This window comes from Stenotrophomonas sp. NPDC077420 (assembly GCF_044543385.1).
Classification (GTDB): domain Bacteria; phylum Pseudomonadota; class Gammaproteobacteria; order Xanthomonadales; family Xanthomonadaceae; genus Stenotrophomonas.
The window spans coordinates 61,556-86,251 of the sequence record NZ_JBITVZ010000004.1 but is presented as its reverse complement, the minus strand read 5'-3'; the positions used below and the strand labels follow the sequence as shown (position 1 = coordinate 86,251).

General features: G+C 64.5%; 19 protein-coding genes. 8 read left to right on the top strand and 11 right to left on the bottom strand.

All coding sequences use genetic code 11. The features are described from left to right. The first annotated feature begins 87 nt into the window (after positions 1 to 87). Entirely contained in the window at positions 88 to 417 is a 330-nt protein-coding gene (locus ACIGII_RS05380) for a hypothetical protein (RefSeq protein WP_399634580.1), read from the top strand. 15 nt (positions 418 to 432) lie between these two features. On the opposite strand, the gene ACIGII_RS05375 is transcribed toward ACIGII_RS05380, so the two are convergent. Further along, complete coding sequence (locus tag ACIGII_RS05375) at positions 433 to 2,133, bottom strand: PAS domain S-box protein (protein WP_399634581.1); 1,701 nt, start codon at positions 2,131 to 2,133, stop codon at positions 433 to 435. 145 nt (positions 2,134 to 2,278) lie between these two features. Here ACIGII_RS05375 and ACIGII_RS05370 point away from each other — a divergent pair, with 145 nt between their 5' ends. Beyond that, positions 2,279 to 4,324, top strand: coding sequence for a TonB-dependent receptor (locus ACIGII_RS05370; protein WP_399634583.1), 2,046 nt, complete (start codon positions 2,279 to 2,281; stop codon positions 4,322 to 4,324). Between the two features lie 38 nt (positions 4,325 to 4,362). Here ACIGII_RS05370 and ACIGII_RS05365 read toward each other — a convergent pair whose 3' ends face one another. From ACIGII_RS05365 to ACIGII_RS05345, 5 genes are all read right to left on the bottom strand, one after another. Further along, a complete protein-coding gene (locus tag ACIGII_RS05365) occupies positions 4,363 to 6,411 on the bottom strand; it encodes a TonB-dependent receptor domain-containing protein (protein ID WP_399634585.1) in 2,049 nt (682 codons plus the stop codon). A gap of 244 nt (positions 6,412 to 6,655) precedes the next feature. Further along, positions 6,656 to 8,254 (bottom strand): SDR family NAD(P)-dependent oxidoreductase, encoded by a 1,599-nt coding sequence (locus ACIGII_RS05360; RefSeq protein WP_399634587.1) that lies wholly within the window; start codon positions 8,252 to 8,254, stop codon positions 6,656 to 6,658. Positions 8,255 to 8,403: 149 nt separating this feature from the next. Then, complete coding sequence (locus tag ACIGII_RS05355) at positions 8,404 to 9,789, bottom strand: c-type cytochrome (protein ID WP_399634588.1); 1,386 nt, start codon at positions 9,787 to 9,789, stop codon at positions 8,404 to 8,406. Between the two features lie 10 nt (positions 9,790 to 9,799). Further along, positions 9,800 to 11,575 carry a GMC family oxidoreductase gene (locus ACIGII_RS05350; RefSeq protein WP_399634590.1) on the bottom strand — a complete coding sequence of 592 codons (1,776 nt, stop codon included), beginning with the start codon at positions 11,573 to 11,575 and terminating at the stop codon, positions 9,800 to 9,802. Positions 11,576 to 11,578: 3 nt separating this feature from the next. Then, complete coding sequence (locus ACIGII_RS05345; protein WP_399634592.1) at positions 11,579 to 12,304, bottom strand: gluconate 2-dehydrogenase subunit 3 family protein; 726 nt, start codon at positions 12,302 to 12,304, stop codon at positions 11,579 to 11,581. Positions 12,305 to 12,419: 115 nt separating this feature from the next. Here ACIGII_RS05345 and ACIGII_RS05340 point away from each other — a divergent pair, with 115 nt between their 5' ends. Beyond that, positions 12,420 to 13,355, top strand: a complete 936-nt coding sequence (locus ACIGII_RS05340; RefSeq protein WP_399634594.1) for a LysR family transcriptional regulator — start codon at positions 12,420 to 12,422, stop codon at positions 13,353 to 13,355. 112 nt (positions 13,356 to 13,467) lie between these two features. Beyond that, positions 13,468 to 13,671 carry a hypothetical protein gene (locus tag ACIGII_RS05335; RefSeq protein WP_399634596.1) on the top strand — a complete coding sequence of 68 codons (204 nt, stop codon included), beginning with the start codon at positions 13,468 to 13,470 and terminating at the stop codon, positions 13,669 to 13,671. Between the two features lie 109 nt (positions 13,672 to 13,780). Here ACIGII_RS05335 and ACIGII_RS05330 read toward each other — a convergent pair whose 3' ends face one another. Genes ACIGII_RS05330 through ACIGII_RS05320 form a run of 3 tightly spaced genes read right to left on the bottom strand, consistent with a single transcriptional unit; the run spans position 13,781 to position 20,278 of the window. Next, complete coding sequence (locus ACIGII_RS05330; RefSeq protein ID WP_399634598.1) at positions 13,781 to 17,056, bottom strand: hypothetical protein; 3,276 nt, start codon at positions 17,054 to 17,056, stop codon at positions 13,781 to 13,783. Next, on the bottom strand, positions 17,053 to 19,125 hold the full coding sequence (locus tag ACIGII_RS05325; protein WP_399634599.1) for a trypsin-like serine peptidase: 2,073 nt from the start codon (positions 19,123 to 19,125) through the stop codon (positions 17,053 to 17,055). The genes ACIGII_RS05330 and ACIGII_RS05325 overlap by 4 nt, the downstream gene beginning before the upstream one ends. After that, positions 19,118 to 20,278, bottom strand: a complete 1,161-nt coding sequence (locus ACIGII_RS05320; RefSeq protein WP_399634601.1) for a trypsin-like serine peptidase — start codon at positions 20,276 to 20,278, stop codon at positions 19,118 to 19,120. The genes ACIGII_RS05325 and ACIGII_RS05320 overlap by 8 nt, the downstream gene beginning before the upstream one ends. Before the next feature lie 354 nt (positions 20,279 to 20,632). On the opposite strand from ACIGII_RS05320, the gene ACIGII_RS05315 reads away from it, so the two are divergent. Genes ACIGII_RS05315 through ACIGII_RS05305 form a run of 3 tightly spaced genes read left to right on the top strand, consistent with a single transcriptional unit; the run spans position 20,633 to position 22,221 of the window. Then, positions 20,633 to 20,974: a hypothetical protein gene (locus tag ACIGII_RS05315; RefSeq protein WP_399634603.1), complete on the top strand. Its 342-nt coding sequence runs from the start codon at positions 20,633 to 20,635 to the stop codon at positions 20,972 to 20,974. Positions 20,975 to 20,983: 9 nt separating this feature from the next. Beyond that, positions 20,984 to 21,805, top strand: a complete 822-nt coding sequence (locus ACIGII_RS05310; RefSeq protein ID WP_399634605.1) for a hypothetical protein — start codon at positions 20,984 to 20,986, stop codon at positions 21,803 to 21,805. Continuing rightward, positions 21,802 to 22,221 (top strand): DUF1622 domain-containing protein, encoded by a 420-nt coding sequence (locus ACIGII_RS05305; protein WP_399634606.1) that lies wholly within the window; start codon positions 21,802 to 21,804, stop codon positions 22,219 to 22,221. The genes ACIGII_RS05310 and ACIGII_RS05305 overlap by 4 nt, the downstream gene beginning before the upstream one ends. Before the next feature lie 5 nt (positions 22,222 to 22,226). Here ACIGII_RS05305 and ACIGII_RS05300 read toward each other — a convergent pair whose 3' ends face one another. Further along, positions 22,227 to 22,637: a YidH family protein gene (locus ACIGII_RS05300; RefSeq protein WP_399634607.1), complete on the bottom strand. Its 411-nt coding sequence runs from the start codon at positions 22,635 to 22,637 to the stop codon at positions 22,227 to 22,229. Positions 22,638 to 22,827: 190 nt separating this feature from the next. Between ACIGII_RS05300 and ACIGII_RS05295 the strand changes: the two genes are divergently transcribed. Further along, positions 22,828 to 23,157: a hypothetical protein gene (locus ACIGII_RS05295; protein ID WP_399634609.1), complete on the top strand. Its 330-nt coding sequence runs from the start codon at positions 22,828 to 22,830 to the stop codon at positions 23,155 to 23,157. 27 nt (positions 23,158 to 23,184) lie between these two features. Here ACIGII_RS05295 and ACIGII_RS05290 read toward each other — a convergent pair whose 3' ends face one another. Further along, complete coding sequence (locus ACIGII_RS05290) at positions 23,185 to 24,588, bottom strand: FAD-containing oxidoreductase (RefSeq protein WP_399634611.1); 1,404 nt, start codon at positions 24,586 to 24,588, stop codon at positions 23,185 to 23,187. Positions 24,589 to 24,696 lie beyond the last annotated feature (108 nt).

Below are 24,696 nucleotides of genomic sequence, written 5' to 3'. Positions count from 1 at the left end.
ATAGGCAAGCCGGGTTAAGGCACCGTCTTGACGTCGTCTTGGCATCGTCCGAGGATACTTCCAGGCGTGTCCAGCTGGAGACCGGTCATGAGCGGCGCATCCCAGAAAACCTCCTCGTCCCCGCACGTGCTGCGGATTGAAACGCTGTCGTTGGATCCCGGCGAACTGGCCGTCGTTATTGAACTGGAACAGGCGCCTTCCCGTAGCTGGGTGACGGCCCTGAAACGCGAGCTCGGCCAGAGCGACGGACTTGAAGAGGCCACGGCGAACTGCGACGGGCGTTTCGTGTACATCGTGGGGCTGGAGCCCAGCCTGCGCGGCGCGCTGCAGCGGGTAAGCCGGGTCCTGCAGGCGGTGCAGGGGGGTGGGGCGCCGCCGGCGACCCGTCCGGTCGGCGGCTACGCGTTGCACGCCTGAGCCCACCCGGTGTCGCTAGCCGCTGCCCGGGCGCTCCCGGCGGCGGCGCTCGTACAGTTTCATGTCGGCGCGGTTGATGGTGTCGGCCACGGTCTCGCCAGAGCGGTTGATCGCGCAGCCACCGGAGAACCGCACCGGTGCCAGGTGTGCCCGCTGCTGATACGCGGTTTCCAACGCCTGCAGCCTGCCCAGCGTGGCGCCCGGGACGAACACCAGGAACTCATCGCCGCCCAGGCGGACCACCACCTCGTCCTGCTCCAGCGGCGCGGACAGGAAGGCCACGAACTCGACCAGCACCGCGTCGCCATGCGCGTGGCCCTGGGTGTCGTTGATCTCCTTGAAGTGGTCCAGGTCGAAGACCAGACAGCCCCACACGTCGAGCTGCTTTCCGGCAAGTTCGGCCAGGTAACGGCGATTGAACGACCGGGTGAGCGGGTCGCGGATGGCCATTTCCAGCAGTTGCCGCTCCTGCAGGTGCTGGGTGGTGATGTCCTGGGCGTGGCCGAGGACGTAGGGCGGGTCGGCCTCCGTATCCAGCACGTTGTGATAGGCCCAGTATCGGCGTGAGCCGTCTTCGGCGACCAGCTCCATCAGGCCCGAATCGCTCTGGTTCTCGACGATGCGCTCCAGGTAGTACTGCAGGTGCTCCAGCCGCTCCAGCGGCATGATCTCGCCCAGGGTGCGGCCGACCAGCTCGGCCTCGGGACGCCCCAGCGACAGCGATGCGGCGGGGTTGACCGAGGTGATGGTGCCGTCGAGGGTGTGCGTGCAGATCAGCCCCAGGCTGTGCTGGAACAGGCGACGGTAACGGGCTTCGCTGTGGGCCAGCGCGTCGGTGGCGGTGCGCTGTTCGGTGACGTCCTGGATCGCGCCCACCAGCCGGGTGCCGTTGGCGTCCTCCACGCGCTGGCCGACGATGTGCACCCAGCTGCGCTCGCCACTGGCCCTGACCGCGCGCACGGTCAGGTCGATCGGGGTGCCGTCGGCGGCGCATGCGGCAATCGCGTGCTGGAGCTGCTCGCGGCTGTCGTCTGGATAGAAGGCGAAGGCTGCGGCAAGGCTGGGGTCGAAGTCTTCGGCCACGCCGTGGATGAGGCGCGTTTCGCGGGTCCAGTCCAGGGTGTTGCTGTCCAGTGCCAGCTCCCAGCCGCCCACCTTGGCCAAGGTGTTGGTGCGCTCCAGGAAGGCCTGGCTGCGCTGCAGTTGGCGGTGCAGGCGGTTGCTCTCGGCGATGCGGTTGAGCAGGCTGGCGCGTTGTTCCATCCCGATCGCCGCTACCCGCGCCAGCCACGCCAGCGCCTCGCGCTGGGCGGCGGTGGCCTGGCCGGGTTCGGGGTTGAGCAGGCACAGTGTGCCGATGCGGCTGCCGCCTTCCAGCCGGATCGGTGCGCCCAGGTAGTGGCGGACGTAAGGCGGGCCCTGCACGATGGGGTTGTCGGCAAAACGCGGATCTTCGCGGGCGTCCTGCACCTCCAGCACCATGTCGGACTGGATGGCCCAGGTGCAGAAGGAAATGTCGCGGGCGGTTTCCGACGCCGCCTCCAGGCCGATGTGCGCCTTGAACCATTGGCGCTCGCCATCGATGAGCGAAATCATGGCCACCGGCATGCCGGTCATGGCGTAAGCGGCGTGGGTCAGGGCATCGAAGAACGGCTCGGGATCCGAATCCAGGATCCGCAGGGAATCCAGTGCTGCCTGGCGTGCGCTCTCGGTCATCCGGTGCCTCCACAGCGTGGTGCGACACGACCCTCCGTCGTGCCTGCAGCCATCCTAGGCAGCGGGCATGCAGCAGTTGGTGAAAGCAGGTGATGCGCGACATTAACGTAATGTTATAGTGTCACATTACCAGCCACTCACTGACATGAAGAATCACGCCCTTGTTGCCGCCGTCGCTGCCGTCCTGCTTGCCCCCGAGTCCCGCGCCCAGTCGTCCGATTCCGCCCTCACCCTGGGCAAGGTCGATGTACACCAGCACACGGAGGGTCAGCTCACCGCCCACCAGGTGCTGACTTCGGTGGACGTGCTTGGCGCCGACCAGATCGAGGACAAGAACGTGTCGCACAGCTGGGAGCTGCTCGGGCAGATGCCCGGCATCCAGCTGACCGAGACCCGGCAGGGTGCGGAGTCCGGCAAGGTGAGCTTCCGGGCGTTCAACGGCGAGGGGTACCTCAACGCCATCAAGACCCTGATCGATGGCATTCCGAGCAACGTCAACAGCGGCAACCAGCGCTTCATCGACATGCTGTTTCCGTTGGAAATCAGCTACATCGAAGTGGTGCGCGGCACCAACGACCCGCGCTACGGCCTGCACAACATCGGCGGCAACGTGAACTTCGGCACCCGCCAGGGCGGCAACTACACCGATGCGCGGCTGGGCCATGGCAGCTACACCACCCGGGACGCGCAGCTGGCCATCGGCCGCGAACGCAACGGCGTTGCCCAGAACTATTTCGTCGGCACGCAGGCCTCGGACGGCTACCGCGACCATGACACCTCGCGGAAATACGCGCTGGGTGGCAAATGGTTCTACGGCAGCCTGGATGATGGCATGCGCATCGGCCTCACCGCGCGCGCCTACCACCACGAGGCCGACGAACCGGGCTTCATGACCGCTGACGAACTGCGTACCGACCGCCGTGGCTCGCAGCTGCGCAACGCCAACGACGGCGACGACCGCGACATGCGCCAGATCGGCGTGCACATGGACCTGAAGCTGGCCGACAGCCTCCATCTTGGCAGCAAGCTCTACTACAACCGCTACGAAGACGACCGCCGGGTGACCTTCAGCGACCTGCCCATAGGCAATGCCCCTCGCCAGCGCCGGGTGTGGGATGAGAAACAGACCGGCATGCTGGCCACGCTCACCTGGCAACCCACCCGCACGGTGACGATGGAGGGTGGCCTCAACGTGGAACGGCAGGACAACGGTTACCGGCGCGAGCGGTTCGCCTATGCCGAGCCGACCGATTTCTCGGCGCCGCCGGCACGCGTGCAGAACGACGACCGCCACACCTTCGACAACTGGGGTGCCTATGTGCAGGCGATCTACCAACCTGTCGAGGCACTGAAGATTGTGCCGGCGTATCGGGTGGACCGCTTCGACGGCCACACCCGCCTGCCCGGTGGCGTCACCGGTGAGCTTCAACGCTACGGCACCATTGGGCAGCCCAAGCTCAGCGTCGTGTACGCCTTCACCGAAAGCACCAATCTGTATGCCAACTGGGGCCGCACGTTCCAGGTACTGACCGGCTCGACCGCGCCGGCGTACCTTACGCCGGGGCAGGGGCCGATGCGCCCGTCCACCAACACCGGGATGGAGCTGGGCATGAAATTCAGTCCATTCGCCGGCGGGCAGGCGCGCATCGCGGTGTGGCAGCAGGACGCGGCCAACGAGATCTCCAACATGCCGGCGACGGGAACCACCGTCACCCTGGGCAGGACGCGGCGGCGCGGCGTGGATGCGCAGGTCAGCGCGCAGTTGGGCGACAAGTGGACGGTGTGGGCCTCGCACGCCTATCAGGAGGCGAAGATCGAGCGTGACTTCCGTGACCCCAGCCTGTCGCTGGAAGGACGCGAGGTGGCCGCTACGCCGCGCCATATCAGCAACATCGGGCTGGACTACCAGGCCACCGAGGCCCTGCAGCTGGGGCTGCAGGGCAGGGCCCAGGGCGACTACTACCTCGAAGAGCGCAACGAGGCTGGCAAGTTCGGGGGCTTCGCGGTGCTGGACCTCAGCGCCCGCTACCAGTTCACCCCGCGCTGGAGCGTGGACGTACAGGTGAAGAACGTTACCGACCGCCAGTACGGATACGCGTGGTACGACAGTTTCTTCTGGGAACAGCCGCAGCCGATGTTCTCACCGGCTGCGGGGCGTGGGTTCTACCTCGGTCTGAACATGAAGCTTTGATTGCGTGAAGTAGTCTGGGTCGCGCGCCCCCGCCATCATCAGAACCGCGCGGTGGCCCCCACGAAGAACGTGCGCGCACCACCGTCGTAATTGTTGCCTTCATCGATGGTCGACACGTCGCCGGCGTTCAACACGCCGGCGCGCAGGGTCAGGTTCTCGTTGACGTCGAACCCGGTCACCAGGTCCCACGTCGTGTAGGCCTTGGCGAAGGTCGCGCTGGTGCTGGACACCAGCTGCTCGCCGATGTGCTGCGCGCTCAGGTTGAGCGACCAGGCATCGGTCACCTGCCAGTCCAGCGAGGTGTTGGCGGTGAGCTTCGGCACTACCAGCAGGTTTGCCCCGGTGGTGCGGTTCTTCGATTCCAGCATGCGCGTGGCGTTGGTGGTCCAGCGCAGGCGCGCGTGCAGGGGCACGGTCACGCTGGCCTCCACGCCGCGGGTGCGCGCCTCCTGGATGTTCTGCGCCACCGTCCACCAGAACCCGTTGACGAAGCTGCTGTCGTAGCCGGGCAGGTCGCGCAGCGGCACCTGTTCGATCTTGTCGTCGAAATCGGTCAGGAAGTACGTGGCCGAGGCCGACCAGCCACCGCGATCGAAGCCGACGCCCAGCTCGTAGTTGGTGCTGGTTTCCGGCTCGAGGTTCGGGTTGCCGGCCATGTAGCAGCCGGTGGTCCCATCGGCACTCACCAGGCGGTTGGTCCAGCCTTCCACGGTGAGGCTGCGGCAACCGTTGCCGCCCGACTGCGTGGCCGCACCGGCGCTGCCCTGCTTGAGGTTCGGCGCCCGGAAGCCCTGCGACACGCCGCCACGCACGGTCCAGTCGTCCGACGGGTGCCACACGCCGTAGATGCGCGGGCTAAGGTTGTCGTCGTAGTTCTCGGTGTTGTCCCAGCGCAGCCCCAAGGTGAGGGTGAAGCGCTCATGCAGGGTGATGTGGTCTTCGGCGAACAGGGCCCACGAGTCGGCCTCGTTGGTCGGGCTGATACGACCGCTGCCGCTCCAGGTCACCGGCACGGTACCGATGGTGTCGGTGTTCTGCAGCTCCTCGCGCTTCCACTGGCCACCCACGTTCAAGCGGTGCTCGAAGCCGAGGTGGAAGCCGGTGGCGAAGGCGGTATCGAACACGGTCTCCTTGGCGTGGTTGCCGACCTGGCTGCCCTTGTCCTCGTAATCGTTCTGGGTGACGGTGGACTTGGAGGTGCTGGCATCGCCGTAGCGGCCGTCGTGGGTGACCACGTAGCCGGTGTGCACCAGCTTTGACAGGCCCCATGCGCCGACATCGCCGCCACCGCGGTTGCGCTGCGTGCCATGGGTGGCCTCGAAGCCCAACGTGTGGTCGCCGTTGATGGCCCAGTTGAGCAGCGCGTTGGCATTCTCGGCCTTGGTACCCGGGGTCTGGCCGCGGCCACGGTCGGATTCGCGATCGGTGACGTTGGCACCGACGCGCAGGCCCAGGCTGTCGGTGAGCGGGCCGCTGAACAGCCCGCCCATCTGGGTGGTGTTGCCGCGCGTGGACGAGTCCGGCTTGCTGTAGTTGTAGGTCACCGAGCCGCCCCATTCGGGCGCGATCTTGCGGGTGATGATGTTGATCACGCCGCCCATGGCGTCGGAGCCGTACAGGGACGACATCGGCCCGCGCACCACTTCAATACGTTCGATCATGTCCGGCGACAGCCAGTTCAGATCCTGCGGGCCGAGGTCGTCGCGGTAGTTCACGCCGGACGAATTGCCCTGGCGGCGGCCATCGATGAGGATCAGCGTGTACTGCTCCGGCAACCCGCGCAGGCGGATCTTCGACTGTGCGCCGGAGAGGGCATAACCCCCGGTCACGCCCGGCACGGTGCTCAGCAGCTGGCCAATGCTGGAGACCGGCTTGCGCTCGATCTCCTGGCGGGTGATCACGCTGATGCTGGCCGGCGCGTCCTTGATCCACTGCTGGGCGCCGGTGGCGGTGACTACTACGGTGTCGAAGTCCTTGGCGTCGGCCGCGGCGTCGCCGCTGGCGCGGGCCTGTGGGGACAGGGCCAAGGCGATGGCCGCAGTCAGTGCGGCCAGGGAACGGGCAAGCGTGGGGGGTGCAACGCGCATCGAGCAAACTCCTGGAAAAGAGGGTCCGCTGGCGATGGCTGGGACGTCCGTGTGGTGATTCTGAAATCGTTCACAATGCTATCACGAATCATTCGCATGTGACACATTCGGACACGTACGCGGTAGCGCCGGCCGTTGGCCGGCCTGCAGGGGATGTCTATCGGGCGATGAAGGTCCGCGAGGGCCGGCCAACGGCCGGCGCTACCGCGTTCGCGGACGTTCCGTGCTCACCGCGGAAACGGCCTCACCAGTCGGTGGGGGCGTAATCCTTGAGGAACTGGCCCCACACGTGGTTGCCGGTGTTCGCGCCGTGGATGATCGGGTCGACGATGCGCGCGGCGCCGTCGACGATGTCCAGCGGCGGGTGGAAGCGCTCTTCGACAACCTTGCGCGCGGCGATCTCTGCCGGATCCTCGTCGGTCACCCAGCCGGTATCCACGGAATTCATGTGGATGCCGTCGTTCTGGTAGTCGGCCGCCGAGGTGCGCGTCATCATGTTCAACGCGGCCTTGGCCATGTTGGTGTGCGGGTGGCGGGTGGTCTTGAAGTTGCGGTAGAACTGGCCTTCCATCGCCGACACATTGACGATGTGCTTGTCGCGCTCCGGCGTGCGCAGCATCAGCGGCTTCAGCCGCGCATTGATGATGAAGGGGGCGATGGCGTTGACCAGCTGCGTCTCCAGCAGCTCCACCGACGGCACTTCGGCCATCAGCAGGCGCCAGGAGTTGCGCCCACGCAGGTCCACCTGTTGCAGGTCCTGGTCCAGCCGGCCTTCCGGGAACAGGTGCTGCTGGCCCAGCAGCTCATCGGCCAGCAGCGGCACCTGCGACAGCTCGGCGGCACGGGTCAGGCCGTCGGCGCCGACCAGGCCGTCCTGCAGCGCCGGTACTGCCGCGTCCGAACCCAGCGCCAGCATCTCCGGGCTGCGCAGGCCTTCGTACTGGCCCACCAGCCTGCGGATCGTCTCCGGCACCTCGTGCAGCGCGGCGGTTTCGCCGGCCATCATGTGCGCGTAGAACTGCGGCGGACGGCGTACGGTCTGGCAGGCATTGTTGATGATGAAGTCCAGCCGCGTGCGCGTGGCCAGCAGCTCGTTGCAGAACGCTTCCACGCTCGGCGTGTGACGCAGGTCCAGCCCGTACACCTGCAGGCGATGGCCCCATTCGGCGAAGTCCGGCTCCTCGGCATAGCGCGCCGCCGAATCGCGCGGGAAGCGCGTGGTCACGATCAGCTCGGCGCCGGCGCGCAGCAGTTTCAGGCCAGCCTGGTAACCAATCTTGACCCGACCGCCGGTCAGCAGCGCCACCCGGCCACGAAGATCGGCGGTCTCGGTGCGCTTGAAGAAGTTCAGATCCGCACACGTCGTGCACATCTGGTCGTAGAAATGATGCAGCAGGGTGAACTTCTGCTTGCACACATAGCAGTGCCGCACTTCTTCCGAATGCACCGGTTCGGGCGTGGCGGCCTCGCCCTCGCCGTTGCGCGCATCGTGCAGGCCGGGCGCATGCGGCGGGAAGTAGTTCGGGGTGGTGAACACCGGCTTGCGGCGCAGGGTACGGATGCCGGTCTGGTCCAGCAGCGCTTCGGCCTTGCGCACCTTCTCCTGCTGCAGGCGAACCTTTGCCTGCTGCTTCAGCTTCTGCCGACGTTCCTTCGGTTCGGGGTGGTAGACCCTGGCCACGACCTGGTGGAAACGCACGCGCTCGGCTTCCGGAAGCGTATCCAGCACGGCGCGGTCGGCCTCGATCGCCTCCAGCAGGTCCAGCGCGGCGCGCAGGCGGTCGGTCAGGGGCAGCTCGTCCTGGGGCAGGGCGTCGGCGGGAGAAGAAGCGATGGCGTTCACGTTGGATCCGGAGGTAGCGGCGGGAGGGCGGCCGGCAAGGCCGTCAACCGCGAGGGAGCCGCCCCTGCCGTTGCAGGGCAGGGGCGCTCGGAGGGCCGCTATTCTCCCCGATCCGGGGGTTTCGTGCAGGCGGGGCCTGAACCGCTGGCCTATTCGGCGTCCTCGCCACCCTGGGCGGCGGTCGGGTCGTGCGCGTCCTTGGCCGCCTTGGCCTCGTCCTGCAGGTGCTGGCGGACCTTCTTCGCCTGGTCGGCGCTGACCGCCCCGGCCTGGTTGCCGAAGTCCTGCCGGATGAAGGTCGCCAGCTGCGCAATCTCCTGGTCCGACAGGCGTTCGGCAAACCCGGGCATGCCCAGGTTGGAGGGGCGCTGCGCGGTGGAGGGCAGTTCACTGCCCGCCAGCAGCAGGCGGATCACCGAAGTGGGATCGTCGGCCAGCACCGTGGGGTTGCCCGCGATGGCCGGGAAAACGTCCGTGTAGCCCTTGGCATCGGTGCGATGGCAGGCCGCGCAGTTGTCGACGAACAGTTCGGCGCCGCGGCTGTCGTTGATGCCGGTCTGCAGTTTGCGCGCGGTGGCGTCGCTGGCGGTGTACGTGGACGGATCATGCGGGCTGGCCGGCAGCTGCTTGAGGTACACCGCGATGGCCTTCAGGTCCTCGTCGGTGAGCTTCTGCGTGCTGTGGGTGACCACGTCGGCCATCGGCGTGCCCACCACCGCGCTGTGCGCGTTGCGGGCGGTGCGCAGGGTGTCCACGATGTCCTGCTCCGACCAGCGGCCCAGCCCGTCGGCCGCGTTGCCGCGCAGGTTCACCGCATTCCAGCCGTCGATCACCTGACCGCCGGACAGATACGCCGGGCTGGACTCGTCCAGCGCCTTTTCCTGCAGCGCGAAGCCGCGCGGGGTATGGCAACTGCCGCAGTGACCGAGCCCCTGGACGAGATAAGCGCCGCGTGCCAGCTGCGGGTTGCTGTACCTGCCGGGATCGAACGCCACCGCGTCGGCTTCCGGCGCGAAGGTCTTGCGCCAGATCGCCAGCGGCCAGCGCATCGACAGCGGCCAGGTGATGTCCACGGCCCGGTTGTCCTGCCGCACCGGGGCGATGTCGCCGTGCAGGAAGTACGCGTGCAGCGCGCGCACGTCGTCGTCGCTGATCCGCGCGTAGGACGGATAGGGCATGGCCGGGTACAGCGTGCGGCCGTCGGGCGCGATGCCGTGCCGGACCGCGCGGTCGAAGTCGTCCAGCGAGTACGCGCCGATCCCGGTGTCCTTGTCCGGGGTGATGTTGGTGCTGTAGATGTTGCCCAGCGGCGAGGCCACCGGCAGCCCACCGGCGAACGGCTTGCCGCCTGGCTTGGTATGGCAGGCGGTGCAGTCGCCGGCTGCCGCCAGGTAACGGCCGCGCTCGATCAGGGCCGCATCGGGTGCGGGTCCGTCGGCCAGTACGCGGGTTTTAGTGGGAATGAACGCATAGGCCAGGGCCGCAAGCAGGACCACCAGGCCGATGACCACGATCCAGAGAAGAAGCTTTTTCATGCGCGCCTCCTCAAGCCTGGACCAGCGGGCCCGGATCGGGCAGGTACTTCTCGCGGATGGCCTTGGCCGCCCAGTACGCCAGCCCGCCGACCAGCCCGGTCGGGTTGTAGCCGTTGTTCTGCGGGAAGGCGTTGGCGCCGATCACGAACACGTTCGACACGTCCCAGCTCTGCAGGTAACGGTTCAGGGCCGAGGTCTTCGGGTCCGCGCCCATGATCGCGCCGCCGCAGGTGTGCGTGCTCTGGTACTTGGTGATGTTGTAGTGCTCACCGTCCTTCTTGGCATCGCCGCTCATCGACAGCGGATTGAGCGTGCGGCTCATCTGCATGGCCTGGTCGACGAAGAACTGCGAGGCCTTGATCTCGTTCGGGTGCCAGTCGAAGGTCATGCGCAACAGCGGGCGGCCGAAGGAGTCCTTGTAGTTGGGATCCAGGCTCAGGTAGTGCTGGCGATACGACATGCACGCCCCCTGTACCTCGTAATAGAAGTTGTGGCGGAAGTTGTCGGCCGCCGCCTTCTTCCACGCCGCGCCCCAGCTCGGGGTGCCGGAGGGTACGTTGATGCCGCGCACCGGGCCGGCGCCGGGCTGACGCGCCCACACCAGGCCGCCGCCGACGAAGCCGGCCTTGGCGTTGTCCAGCTGGTTGCCGTTGAGGTCGTCCATGGTGGTGCCGGCGCCACCGATGCCGATGAAGCCGTTGGCCTGCACGTCCTTGTCGAAGAACAGCACCACCCGGTTGAGGTTCTGGTACGAGTAATTGCGGCCCACGGTGCCGGTGTTGGTCTGCGGGTCGTAGGCTTCGCCGATGCCGGAGACCAGCATCAGGTGCACGTTGTACAGCTGGAACGCGCACAGCAGCACCATGTCGGCAGGCTGCTCCACTTCACGGCCCTGCGCGTCCAGGTAGGTGACCCCGGTGGCCTTGCTGCTGCTGCTGTCCAGGTTCACCTTGAGCACCTGCGAATGGGTGCGCAATTCGAATGTGGGACGCTGGCGCAGCACCGGCAGGATGCAGGCGTTCGGGCTGGCCTTGGAGTAGTTGAGGCAGCCGTAGTCGCTGCAGAAGCCACAGGCATTGCACGGCCCCAGCTGGCAGCCGTACGGGTTCACATACGGGCCCGAGGCGTTGGACGCCGGGATCGGGTAGGGATGCCAGCCCATTTCCTTGGCGGCCTTGTAGAACAGCTCGCCGCCGAGGTAATTCGGATTGGGCCCCAACGGGTATTCGCGCGAACGCGAGCCCTCGAACGGGTTGCCCCCTTCCTGCACCACGCCATTGATCACGCCGGCCTTGCCGGACGTGCCGCACACCAGCTCGAACATGTTCAGGTGCGGCTCCAGCTCGGCATAGGTCAGCGGGAAATCCTGGATGGTCATGTCCGCGGGAATGAACGCCTTGCCATAGCGCTGTTCGACATTGGTGCGCAGCTGCAGGTCTTCCGGCAACGGCCGGAAATGCGCGCCGGACCAGTGGCTGCCTGCGCCGCCCACGCCGGTGCCGGGCTTGAACGAGCCCATCTGGCGGTAGGGCACGGCGGTGTCGGCGATTGAATGCCGGATCGTTACCGTTTCCTGGTTGAGGCTCTGCAGGTATTTGCGGTGCACCGAGCCTTCCAGCTCATCCACCACCTTCGGGTAGGCGAAGTCGGGCTGCGTATCGCGGTCGCCGCCGCGCTCCAGCGCGACAACGTGCAGGCCGGCGTCGGTGAGTTCCTTGGCCAGGATCGCCCCGGTCCAGCCCATGCCGACGATGACCGCGTCGACTTTCGGTTTCGTGATGGCCATCGCTCAGCCCCTCCGTCCGGCCAGGTCCACCGGCGGCAGCGGGTAGCCCTTGTCGCGCACGCCGATCCAATCGATGTAGTCCGCGCGCATGCCCGGGTAGCCGATCATTTTCCAGGCGCCCATGTCCTTGTTGGCGCCGTACTTGGGATCAGCGAAGTAACCGTTCTTCACCTCGCCCAGCAGGTTGGAGAAGAACAGCTTGCTGGAGATCGTCTCCAGTTCCAGCTTGCCGCCCTCGGCCGCCTTGAGCAGGGTTTCCTGCTGTTCGTGGCTGAGCTGGGCGAAGGTCTTGCCGTCGAACTGGCTGCGGCAATGCGCGTCGAACGCATCGATGCCGACCTTCAGGATGTCACGAAGGGCCAGCTTGCCCTGGTAGCCGAACTCGCTGGGCGCTTCCAGGAAGGGTCCCTGCATGTACCAGATGGCGCCGGCGGCATACGGGGTCTGCATGTGGCGGTCGAGGAACTCGGGCACGCCCGATTCCACCGCGCCCGGCCCGGTCGCATCCGACGGAATCAGGCGGTCGCAGGCGGCGGTGATGAACGCCCATTCGGCCGCGTTGAAGAATTCGGGGGTGTAGTCCTTGCCCGGTGCCGCAGCGGTGGCACTGCTGTCGGGGGGGGCGCTGGGCGCGCAGCCGGGAAGCGCGGCGGCAACCGGAATCAGGGTCAGGCCCTGGAAGAAACGGCGACGGGTCAACGTCGGCCGGCTCTGGTCCTCGTCTTTCATGGGGGTGGCTACCTGTGGGGGGTGGCTGGATGAACCGCCTCATTGTGTGAAAGCCTGACCCATTCGGGAATGGCACACTGGGAAAGGCGCTGTTGCCTGAAAGGAAAGAATCGAAGTGATCGATGACCTAGGCGAGCTGCGTACCTTCGACCGCATCGTCTTCGGCGGCAGCCTTTCGGCCGCGGCACGTGAGCTCGGCGTTTCCCTGGCCGTGGTGAGCAAGCGGCTGACCGCGCTGGAAGCACGGCTGCAGGTGAGGCTGCTCAACCGCAGCACGCGGCGCGCGTCGTTGACCGACGATGGCGTGTTGTTCCATGAACATTGCCGGCGCGTGCTCGAGGCGGTGGAAGCGGCCGAGTCGGCCCTTGAAGAGCGCCAATCGGCGGTAGCCGGCGTACTCAAGCTCACGGCGCCCCACGGATTCGGACGGCGCCACATCGTGCCAGCGGTGCGCAGCTTCCAGGTTGAGCATCCTGGTGTCCGGGTCCACCTGTCATTGCGGGATGAGCTGGTCGATCTGGTGGGCGAGGGCGTTGAGCTGGCCATCCGCTATGGCGCACTGGACGATTCGCGGCTGATGGCCCGGCAGCTGGCGCCCAATCGTCGGATCCTGTGCGCCTCGCCGGAGTATCTGCGCATGCGTGGGGTGCCAACGTGCATAGAGGATCTGCGCGGGCATGATTGCATTGCGTCGGGAAATCCGCCCGTGTCGCAGTGGGTGTTCGCCGGCCCGGACGGCCATCTGGCAATGCCCATCGACGCATCGACGGTGTGCGATGACGGCGAAGCCGCGCAATTGATGGCATTGCACGGCGCTGGGATTGCGCGCAAGTCGATCTGGGACGTGGCCGATGACCTGCAGTCAGGCCATCTTGTCGAGGTGCTCCCGCATTTAGCCTTGGCTACCTCGCCGCTCAGCGCGGTGCACGGGTCGGGCAAGCAGGTGGCGCCCCGGGTCCGCGTGTTTCTTGACCACCTGCTCGCGCACTTGCGCTCCTCGGTGGCCTGGCGGTACGCCACGCTTCCCTGCACTGGCGTGCACACCGCATAGTTGTTGCTCAGGCAGGGTCATCCGCCACCAACAGCCTCGGTGTTGAATGACGTACTCCGGCGTTTCACGTTCGGCTTGCTAGAGTCGATGCACTACAACCGGAAGCTTGGCCATGTCCATTACCGATCACCAGCTCGATGTCCTGCGCGCGATCCACGCCACAGATCCCGTTTCAGCCGAAGACGCCACGTGGGCGGTTACTGCAGGATTGGCGGTACAGGCCGAGGACGGCGATGTTGATCTCACGCCTGCTGGTCGACATGCGCTTGACCAGGGTCAACCGACCCCGCCGGCCGCGCCCGGTCGCGCCCTTTGATCCTCATGTTGGCCAGTTTGCCAGCAGCCAAACCCGCATCCAGAGCGTCAAGCCCACTAGGACTAGGCCTATCAACCGGCGGCGTGGCTGAACGGCGCGCTGCGTAGCCCTATTGGACGAGACCTTCACCCGCGTACAGTCTTCGTAGGCGGAGGCAGTAAAGAACATGATCCAAGTCTGCGGCGTCTTGCGGGGTGTCTGCGTAATCTAAAAAGAGCTGCGCCATGTCGAACAAATCTCCAGCTTCGTCCGCGAGCGTGAGCGCGTCCATGACATCTGCCTTGGAACCAGACTTGGTTCTGGTGAATGGATTGGAAAAGGCCCTGCCCTCCGGGGCGGTGTACACCGATATCCGATCCAACGCCGCAGCGGGAATCTTGCCATGTGTGGCACGAAACGCAGCGTAGGCAAGCGGCTCCAGACAGTCAGCATGGCGTGCCGCAGCATACCTTCTCAAGGCGGCTTGATCTGATGATTGATCACGATCTGATGCACCTGACAACAGCGTCCCGAGTGCAGTGTCGAAGTGTTCGATCCAATGCTTGTTGACAATCAGGAAGGGCAGTTGCGAGCCTCCTTGGTTAAGGAGCCTGAATTGGCTTTCGGATTCTTGCCTCAGGCGGCTGCCGAGTTCGGGTCCTAGGCGGCTTCCCAACAATGCCTGAGCCTCTCGCGCTGACCAGGTTCGCCTTGGTGCACCGCGTTCCATTATCGCCACTAGCCGAAGCGCGGGTATTCGGCATTGATCTGACGCTACAGCAACCGGGCGAAGAATGTGACGGAGAGCAGCATACGCACGATAGAGTTGATCCATGGCGCCGTCGACAAGTTGATCCAAGTTTTTGCTAAGGCTCTGCTCGAAAGCGGAGCTTTCGGGAGATGGGTCGCCTATGGGTGAAGCTGCAAGTAGGTACTCGCACTGCAGCAGGCACAAAGCTTCGAGCGACTTGACGCCGCCGCGTCGATCGATGGCTGCAGCGGGACCGCGCAGGTCGGAAAATCCCTGCAACGAGCGCCCTCTCAAGTACCTTTCGGCACTACCGGCGGCGTCGATCCATAGCCGTGCAGATGGGTTGAGCTCCGGCATGTCACGCCATCGCCCGGTCTTGATCCGGAGCACAGCATCTACGTTGGTCAAATGCGAAGGAACGTCCGCATGTGCCATGCCATCCAGATCCATGTGAGTCAGCACGGGAGATAGCCTGGGCTGGCCAATAGTGGATAGTGATGACCACTGCATGGCAACGTGTTCAAGCACCAGAGCAGGAGGGAACCGGGCAATGGTATCAGCAGCCAGCTTGCGGGTTGCGGTCATGGCTTGGAGGAAGCACCATGCCTCGGATCCAACGGGGAAGTCATTGTGGGCATCAGCAAGGAGGCTGCTCATGCTGTTGCGCCAATCCCCCTGCACTGACGAATAGCCTTCCCCGGACAGAAGGCGATGATATAACCACTCGGCCTGTGCCCCGAGATCTCCGTCAAGCCGGCCTGCAAAGTGGCGCACCGCTGCGGCGTTCACTGCGGCGAACAAGGTAGGGTCATTCCTTCGCATCAATGGAATAGTGCGACTGCGAAGATCGCTCAGGTGCCGCAATCCCTCTCCGTCCCGAGTAACGATCCAGGCCTCGTTGGCGAGTGCGTGGTACGCCTCTTGAAGATGCTGGGGGGCAATCCCACACAGCGGTCCAAGTACAGTCTCTAGAAGTTCCAGGTCGATGCGACGGAATACCAATCCGGGCCATGCAAGCTTTCGTGCATGCGTATTACGCACATGATTGAGTATGCGGCGGCTGTACAGAGCGCCTACGAATGCCGCCATATCTTCACAAGGATGCTCGGCCATCTGCTGCGCAAGAGCGTGGCGGGAATCTGCAGGCGTTGACTTAATCATCTCTACCGCGATTCGAATGCTGAGTGGCTCCCGTCGAGATTCGTCGTCACGCCGACGTCCTACGATCATCCGACTCCATGCCGGGTTCCATGCGCGACCTAGAAGATCGTGTCCAAGCGCGTCAGCCATGGATTCGCCTTCCAATACGCTCAGTGGTTCAAGGGTGATTGAGCGGCCTTGGTTGCGATGGACGCTCTCCTGAAGAAGTTCTGGAGCCACCGAGCGGCCAACCGCGACGATCCGAAGTCGGGGGAGTCGCAGCGTCGAAAACGAATCCAAGAAACGAATAACTTCATGGACGTGTTCTGGCACCGACTGTATGATCTCGAACGTATCGAGCACTACCAGAATTGCCACATTCTCGCCTAGAGTTTTTGCCAGTAACGATCTGAACGTTTTCCAGAGGTCTGGCAGTTCTGGTGAGTAATTGGCAAGCAGGCCATCGCTGATTGATTGCTCCAATAGCTCCAATTGCTCCATGGGACGGCGTTCAGCGCGGACTTGGATGCGCGTTTGGCGCACGCACTCGAGAAACATCCGTGCGGAGGAACAGGGTTGTAGAACCGACTTGTCGAAGTCCAGATGCAGAGTCAAAACCTTTTCATTGCTATTTAGGGCATGATCGAGAACAAATTTGGCGACAAGAGCGGACTTCCCCATTCCGCCTCGGCCACACACCATAAGTACGCCTGGTTGACGTGAGTGGAGTGCGGCATCGCGAAGACGCCTCATACTCCGATGCGCTGACTCGGATAGCGACTGTGATTCAATTGCGTCGACATGGATTCGCAAGGCGCGAAGCTCCGCGACACGACCAACGAAACGATCCCTTGTCTGGTACCCGGTTACATCCTCTCGGCCGATGAGTAAGCGCATAGGCTCGTAGAGACGAGCCTCGGCAAGCCGGTCACGGATCTGTGAAGGGGTCGCCGCTCGGCCATCCAGCTCGACCTCAGACAGGGACAGCCGTGCCTGCAGCAGTGAGTGCAGTTCATTAACACTGGCTTCCTCCCAGTGGCTAACATACCCCGCGAGTAGGCGTTGGATCCAAGTGTTTGCGGCGTCCACGGGATCGTCGGGAATGCCACTTGACACTGGGGCGACTCGGGGCATAACTGATGTGTCAATTTTATTGGCTGCGTTTTTGATGCGCTTAATTACCAGCGATCTCGCGCCGGTTCGAAGTCGAAGGCGCCTGCGTCCTCCCATGAAGGCAACATCGCTCTGCTGAAGCAGGTCTTTAGGAATGTACCCGAACCTGTCCATGAGCTCAGCCGCGGTGAAAGAATCATGGACTGCAGCAAAATGAGTGGCAGGGTCAGCATGGTCCAAGCTGACGGAAGGGCGTGCAGAAACGTGCATCGGCTCAGGATCGACAGCAAGAACGTTCCTGAATACTTGAGTGATTTTCTCTAGCTTGCCTTCGTCCAGCTTTAGACCGCGCTCATCGGCAAGCGTGAGGATCGCGGCAATCGGGTCTTGGTTACGCTTCATGTTGCCTCACTCGGCAGTGCCTGAAGTCCGACGATCACCGCCGATACCTGAGCCTGAAGATACTGTAGGTGCTGCGGTGCCGGGATCACTTGTGGCGGCGCATTGGTCACCAGCGCGACAAGCGCGTGAGAGATGAGCAAAGTGCTCTCGGCCGACCATCCGCCGGAATCGCTTAGCGCTTCCACGATACGTCTCGCATCTTCCTCCCCGACCGAAGAGGGTCGAAGTATCTCCACCATAGTCAAGGGCGACAGCGCCGGCCGGGGCGCGCGCCCTAGAAACATCCAGCGAAAGCCGGTCAGGTTCGACAGGAAACCGGACTGATCATCAGCGCCCCTCATCAATCCTGCAATCAGGTCCTCCACTTCGGCATCCATTGGGCGACGATTCAGTCCATCTACTACGATCCAGACACGCCTGAAGCGAGGCGCTTCTGCATCGGTTGCATCAGGTTGAAGCGGCGCTCCGAGGCCATCGTTCAGCCATTGTGGCAGATCATCGCACAGCCATTTGTTGACTTTGTCCAAGTCTGTATCGGAGCGCAATTGGCCCGCAGCGCCCGAGGCGGTCGGCCGGCTCGGCATCTTAAGGATGTGTCTTGCGTCGATGCGAAGGTGGTTTGCCAAAGTGCATAGGAAATCTTCCGCAGTGGTCGGCACTTCCTGGTCGACGCCTAGTAATACAACGGGCTCCTCGCTTCCAGCGCCCGATCTGGCGGCTTGCAGTATCTCAGCGCTGAAGCTAAGACCGGTTCCGCCGTGAGGCTCGGCAGAAGACTCCTTGACTACATAGCAGCGCGTATCGCGTGCTGTTTCGTTGTCGCAGCTGGCGTCCTCTATCCACTGCACCAGCTGCCGTCGTCCAAATACGGGGCGAGGCTTGGCTGGGTCGGAGGAGACGTTCCAGAGCGGGATGGATGGCATGGGCGTTGAGCCGTGCATCACGCCAGTGAGCCGATCGGTGATCAACTGCGCGCGGATGGCTTGGTTCGCTTCAACTTTATTGTCAGGCGCAAACGTGGCATTGTGCATGCCGATAAGTTTGAATTCTGCGTTGAAGCACGGGGCGCCGGATGTGCCCTGGTCGGTCTCACAGTCGTACCGAAGCCTGGTGTTTGAAGTGTCGTAGGCCGTTGATTTGACGCAGTATCTTCCAAAGCTTACCCGTCTCGGCCAACCGTGAGGATGTTGGGGAATGATGACGTGCTGGTCTGCAAGCAGCGCCTGCGGAGTAGCTGGAAGCTCGCACCACATGCGACGGGGACCGCCTGAGGGCACCCGGGGTCGAAGCCCTACTTTGTCGGCCAAGCGAACCACGGCGAAATCCAAGCGGTGCGGAAGCTGGGACAGCTGTGCGTCGGTTGGAATGCGGAAGGTTCCATCTGCGGGCATGTCTTCGCTGTGTGCAATCAACCATGCTTCAGCGAATGGCACCTCGATGGTCCCTGCGGGTCGCGGTCTGAAAACATCGAATGGTAGGGTGCCGTGGTAGTCAAACACGGCCAATAGAGTTGAACCGGGGATTCCAATAGGCTGGCCGCTGCGAATGTGATCTTTCAATAAGTGATAAGAGGTCAGGATCAGGTCCGGACCAATCAGAAATCCTGTCCCCAACTTCGACGGTGTACCCGGACCGGCCGCGACCACCAGACATAGCTTGCCAGAAATCTCCTGAAAGAAACGACCTATCTGGTCAAGCGGAAGCGTGTGGTCGCGCTTAGCTATAGCGGCCTGCTTTGCAGCGTCAACATTGGGCGAATGCGGAACCATGGCCTCAAGCAGCCGATGGAGTCGAAGCTGCTGATGTGGATCCAGGTGCACGTGGCGCGCAGCGGCGTCCAAGAGCTGACGATCTGCGTTGGCGCTTGCGTGTTTGTCGATGAGCGTTTCGATAAGCTGTACACGGGCGGCGAGCGGATCTTCCGGTAGCTCCTTGCGCAACTGGATGAGGTTCTCCAGCGAGAACAGGCCCACTTCCGCTACGCACTGCTCCAGCGTATGGCTTGGCAGTCCGAGGAAGAAAGTGACCGCTTCGGATCGGTGAGATTCAAACATGTTCAGGTTAAACAAGCGCGGCGAGCAAGGGGTGGGCGAGTAGGTGCTGCGCACGCAGAGCCCTGTTACCGGACGCAGTACTTCCGCCAAGATAATGTAGTCCGAGTATGTAGTCGTCGTCCGAGAGCGGGTTTCCCATTGCACCTCCTGAGAAGCCTCCAATCGTGGATCCATCATGCACCACGTCATGTGGCGTATTCGGATCGGCGGGCATCGCCTCGCCAAAGCTGATGCGCTTTTCACCGTCTGGGTTGCCGAATACCGATGCTACATCGTGGGGCACTCGCATCATTTTCCCTGGGTGACCTACCACATAAATGAGCTCCGCATCGTCCAGCTTTGCGGGCTGCAAGCGCAGCGCAGCAGGTCCTGCCGTTTCAAGCTGAAGGACAGCGGCGTCGATGGGGTCGTCATCCAGAGTAGCCGCGTCAACATGGATTACCTGACGAAGATATGGCGCTTTCCCTGGGCCATTGTGTGCGAAGTCGACCCATACGTTAATGTGTGACCGCATACGCGCGCCCCCTCCTGCTTGCCGACGCGCGAGCGCCGAACCGCCGGGTGGAAAGATCACATGGCGGTTAGTGATGGCCCGTGTGCCGTCGCCCACCACCCAGGCAGTGCCGACGACCTGCGGCGGAAGATTGGAGAATACAAACTGAACCATCACGGCACCCACCGAGGCTGATGTAAGCAGCAGCTTGCGCTCGCATGTGGTTAGAACGGCCCTCCACATCTCGGCCCCAGGATGGCGGTCGGATTCAATGGGCTCGATACCTTCCTCCTGCACGCGCAGTGAAGGGCGCCCGCGCACCATCAAAACCGACTCAAGTGCGATCGCGTCGCTTATGGTCAGAGGCGTGCGTGGCCCATCGAGCTTCATCCGAGTCAAAACGGACATAGCACGCTTGGTCATTGCCACGCCAATGTCCAGCGCTTCCTGTTCGCGGTCGCGCCCCATGATTGGCGTAGTTTCCGTCAGCATGGAGTTGAAAAGTGCGGTGGAAATGCGCCTTGCATCGAGCGTATCGGGTGCGCCGGCCACTAATGCGCCGGACTCAAGCGCCCCGCCAGCCTTGCGGACGTCGCCACCGTTCAGCAGCCGGAATGCGCGCGCACCCGCGGTCTCCAGGCGACCGCTTAGATCCTCGTTAAATGGGCCGCTCATCGGCTGATTCCTTCCGACAAGGCCTTCACATCAACCATGCGACGGAGCGATGGGGAAAGGCCTATCGGAGGCGCTGATTCCGACCGTGCTGCAGGCGACGCAAGGTATCTCTGAAACTCCAACGCCGTGCAGGCCAGTTCAAGGTGGTGCTGCGGGTTGGCGAGGGCAGGAGCTGTCGCTTCCAACGCTGTTGCACCGAACGTCTCTTCGAGCAAGCTGAGTAGACTGCCGTCGTCCGGCATCAGGCTGGATTCCTCATCGTCAGCCGCAACCACCGGCTGCATTAGCAGCGCTTCCGCGTTCACGATCCCGGCGCCAAACTCAGACGGATCCAAGCTGCTGGTCGCCCTGCAGATGATCCTCTCCCAGTATGCCGCGCCCGCGCCCGCACCGACCCCCGGGGCAGCCCCGCCCACCTCGCGGCTGGCCTTTCCGGTCACCCTGCCGGCCTACGGCATCGCGGCGTTGATCGTCCTGATCGCCTTGAGTGGCTCTACCGAACGCTACCTGTGGATCATGGTGCTGGCGTTGGCGGTCCTGGTGCTGGACCTGGTCACCATGCTGTTCATCGGCCCGATCATGAAAACCATCGGTGCGCTGCCACTGCAGATCGTGGGCGCCGTACTGGGCATGCTGCAGGTCGCGCTCGCGCTGCAGCTGATCACCGGTGCCATGCGCACCATCATCACGTCCTGAGGTGACCGCATGGAACTACAGGGAACCTATCCCTACCTGCCCCTGTGGCTGATTACCCTGCTGCTGTTCGGCATGCTGCTGCTGGCCAGGGAGATCGGCATCCTGCTGCGCAGGCGCGGCCGGCCGGAACCGCGGCAGGGCGGGGCGGATGCGGACCCGGACGCGCACGACAGCGTCGCGTTCGCCACCACGACGGTGCTGGGGCTGCTGGCCCTGCTGATCGGTTTCACCTTCTCGCTGGCGCTGGGTCGCTACGACGACCGTCGCGAGCTGGTGTTGAAGGAAGCCAATGCGCTGGGGACCACCTGGCTGCGTGCCGATCTGCTGGAGCCGACCGGCACGCAGCGCGTGCGGGACGTACTGCGCCGGTACGTGGATTCCCGTGTGGCGTTCGCCGGGGCCCATGACGCCGAGGCCGAAGTACAGGCCAATGCGCGCAGCGTGGCGCTGCAGGATGAGCTGTGGTCGGCGGTGGTGGCCGGCACCGCGGCGTTCCGCGACACCCCCCGCGCGTCGCTGATGATCACCACCACCAACGAATCGATCGATCTGGCGAGCGAGCGCTTTGCGGCGCGCCAGGATCATATTCCGCACCGCATCCTGCGCCTGCTGTTCATTTTCTCGCTGCTGGCGGCGGGACTGCTTGGCTTCGAGCGCGCGCACAAGCGCAGCACCACCACCTTGCTGCTGTTGCTGTTCTCCCTGGCGGTGGGCCTGGTGCTCGACCTTGACCTGCCCAGTACCGGCGCGGTCAACGTGCCGCAGGGACCGATGCTGGATTTACAGCACGCGGTCAACCTTCCCAACGCCTCTGCCGGAGTCGAGCCGTGATCCATGCCGCCGCCACCCGTCCTTTGGATCCGCTGCCGCTGGAAACCTGGCTGGTCACCCTCACCGAACCGGTGGTCACCATCATCGCGCTGCTGGCCCTGATCCTGATCACCGTGGCAACGCTGATCGCGTTCGCGAAAATGATGCTGCTGCTGGTGCGCGGGGGCACCAATGCGCAGCGGCGGGGACTGTGGCTGGAGTATGGGCGCTGGCTGGTGGCCGGCCTGACCCTGCAGCTGGCCGGGGATATCGTGGAATCGGCCATCTACACCACATGGGATTCCATCGGCCAGCTCGCCGCGATCGCCGTGGTCCGGACCTTCCTGAATTATTTCCTGGAGCGCGACATCCAGGAGATCCGCGAGCGCCAGCATGCGGCCGCGCCCCTGCCTGGCGGCGCCGATCCGCGCGAGTGATTCCGTCAGCTGATGAACAGCCAGAGCGCGGTCAAGCCGCCCAACAGCAGCAGGCCCAGGGTGAACCCGGTGGTGGCGCGGTGGCGGGCGTCGATCGCCCCGCGCTCGATGTCGCGCGTCACCAGGTTGTAACGGATCAGCGACCACACCAGCAGGGCCAATCCCAGTACGACCATCCCGATGCCGGCCTGGCTGGCGTCATCCAGCAGCAGTCGCCCCTTGGAGGGCGCGTCATCGTTCTGGATCAGGTAGGTGCTGAACCGGTTGATGGTGATGCCGAAGCCGATGAGCGAGACCGTCGTGCGCAGGTAGGCGAGATGGGTCCGCTCGTTTGCCAGATGGGTGCGGCCGCGGGCCAGGTCGTTGGCCAGGCTGGACGGCGGTGCGCTGTGGTCGGAACGGTCTGGGGGGCTCATGGATCATCCCGGCGGGGAGAGTGCCCAATGAACCATACCGGCGCCGCGGCCACCTCCGTACAGCTACTGGGTGCGCATGCGTAGTTCTGCTTAGGCGATCCTGGATCTTCGCATCACGCAGGCAATCGCCTGCACGCGGAGTCCACGTGGCACTGCCTAGAGTCGATCCGACCCCGCTCCGGTGCCCCCCGTGAACCTGCAGACCCGCGCTCCCCAGCCCTTGCCCCGCCGTCCGGCGCCCGACACCTGTCAGTTCGAACTGCTCGACGTCGACGCCCTGCAGGACCCGTGCAGCGGGCGCATCGTACATCTGTACGCCATGGTGGCGCGCTGCCTGTCGTGCGAGTCGGTGTTCAAGGCGCAGGAAGGGCAGGGCTTCGTCAGCACCTCGGTTGCCCGGGTCCTGCGCTGCCCCACGGGCTGCGGTGAACAGGCCCTCCGGGGCTCGGCGCTGCGCCGGTGGAGCCCCGCACCGGCCGAGGCGGTGTCGACGCCGCTGCCTGTTGCGTGCCCGGCGTAACCGCCGCGTAGACGATCTGCTGCGCCGTCACGACGCGGCGGGCGCCAGGTCCACCAGCAAGGTGGGAATCAACTCGGACACCGTCGGGTGGATCGGCACGGCCCAGCGCAGATCATCCAGTGGCCGGTCCGCACTCATCGTGTTAAGGATGCCGTGTATGGCCTCGTCGCCGCCGGTGCCCAGGATCGCCGCGCCCAGGATGCGGCGCGTGCCGGCATCGGCTACGACCTTCATGAAACCCTGGGTTTCGCCTTTCTCCACGGCGCGACCCACCTGGGTCATCGGTCGCTTGGATACCAGCAGCGGGCGCCCGCTCCGCGCCGCCTCGGTTTCCGACAGTCCGGCCCGGCCCAGCGGTGGGTCGATGTACAGCGCGTAGCCGGGCACACGCTGGCTGACCCGACGGTGTTCACCATCGAGCAGATTGGCGGCGATGATTTCGAAGTCGTTGTACGCGGTGTGGGTGAAGGCGCCACGGCCATTGCAGTCGCCCAGCGCCCAGACCCCGGGCACGGAGGTCTGCAACTGGTCATCCACGGTGATGTAGCCGCGTTCGTCCGTCTTGATGCCGGCCTTGTCCAGGCCCAGGTCGTCGGTATTCGGGCGCCGGCCGATGGCGATCAGCAGGTGGCTGCCGATCACCTGGGTTGCGCCCGCGGCAACGGAAATGCCGTCAGCGTGGCGTTCGAACCGCATGTCGGTGACCCCGGTTTGCACCGCGATGCCTTCGGCCTCCAGGATCGCGCGCACCGCCTCCGATACATCCGGATCCTCGCGGGATATGAGGCGATCGGAGCGCTCGAGGATGCTGACCTGTGCCCCGAAGCGTCGATACATCTGCGCGAACTCCAGCCCGATGTAACTGCCGCCGACCACCACCAGGTGGCGGGGCAGGGTCTCCAGCGCGACCATGCTGCTGTTGGTGAGGTACGGCACCTCCGCCAGCCCGGGCAGGTCCGGCACCGCGGCACGCCCGCCCACGTTGATGAAGATGCGCGGCGCGGTCAGTCGCGCGCCGTCCACCACCACGGCATCAGGTCCATCGAAGCGCGCATGGCCGCGGATCAGTGCCACGCCGGCCATGCCGCCGAGCCAGCGCTCGTTGCTGCCGCGCGAGTCCAGGATGACCTTGCGCGCGCGCGCGGCCACCACGCCCATGTCCACCGTGACCGGCCCGCTGGCGAAGCCATAGTCCCCGCCGCGCCTCGCGGTGTGCGCGGCGTACGCGCTGGCCACCAGTGTCTTGGTGGGCTTGCAGCCGGTATTCACGCAGGTGCCGCCGACCAGATGACGTTCGATGATCGCCACCCGCATGCCCGCCGCGTGCAGGCGGCCGGCCAGGGCAGGGCCGGCCTGGCCGGTGCCGATGATGATGGCATCGTAGTGACCGTCGGCAATGGGGGTGGAGGACGATGCATCAGCGCTGGACATGGAAGGATCCTTTCACGGGTCTTGTATGATCCCGATGGCCGCCACGGGAGGCGGTATCGGAATCACCAGGGAGATGAAGCGTTGAACTATCTGGCAGTGGGTGTTGTG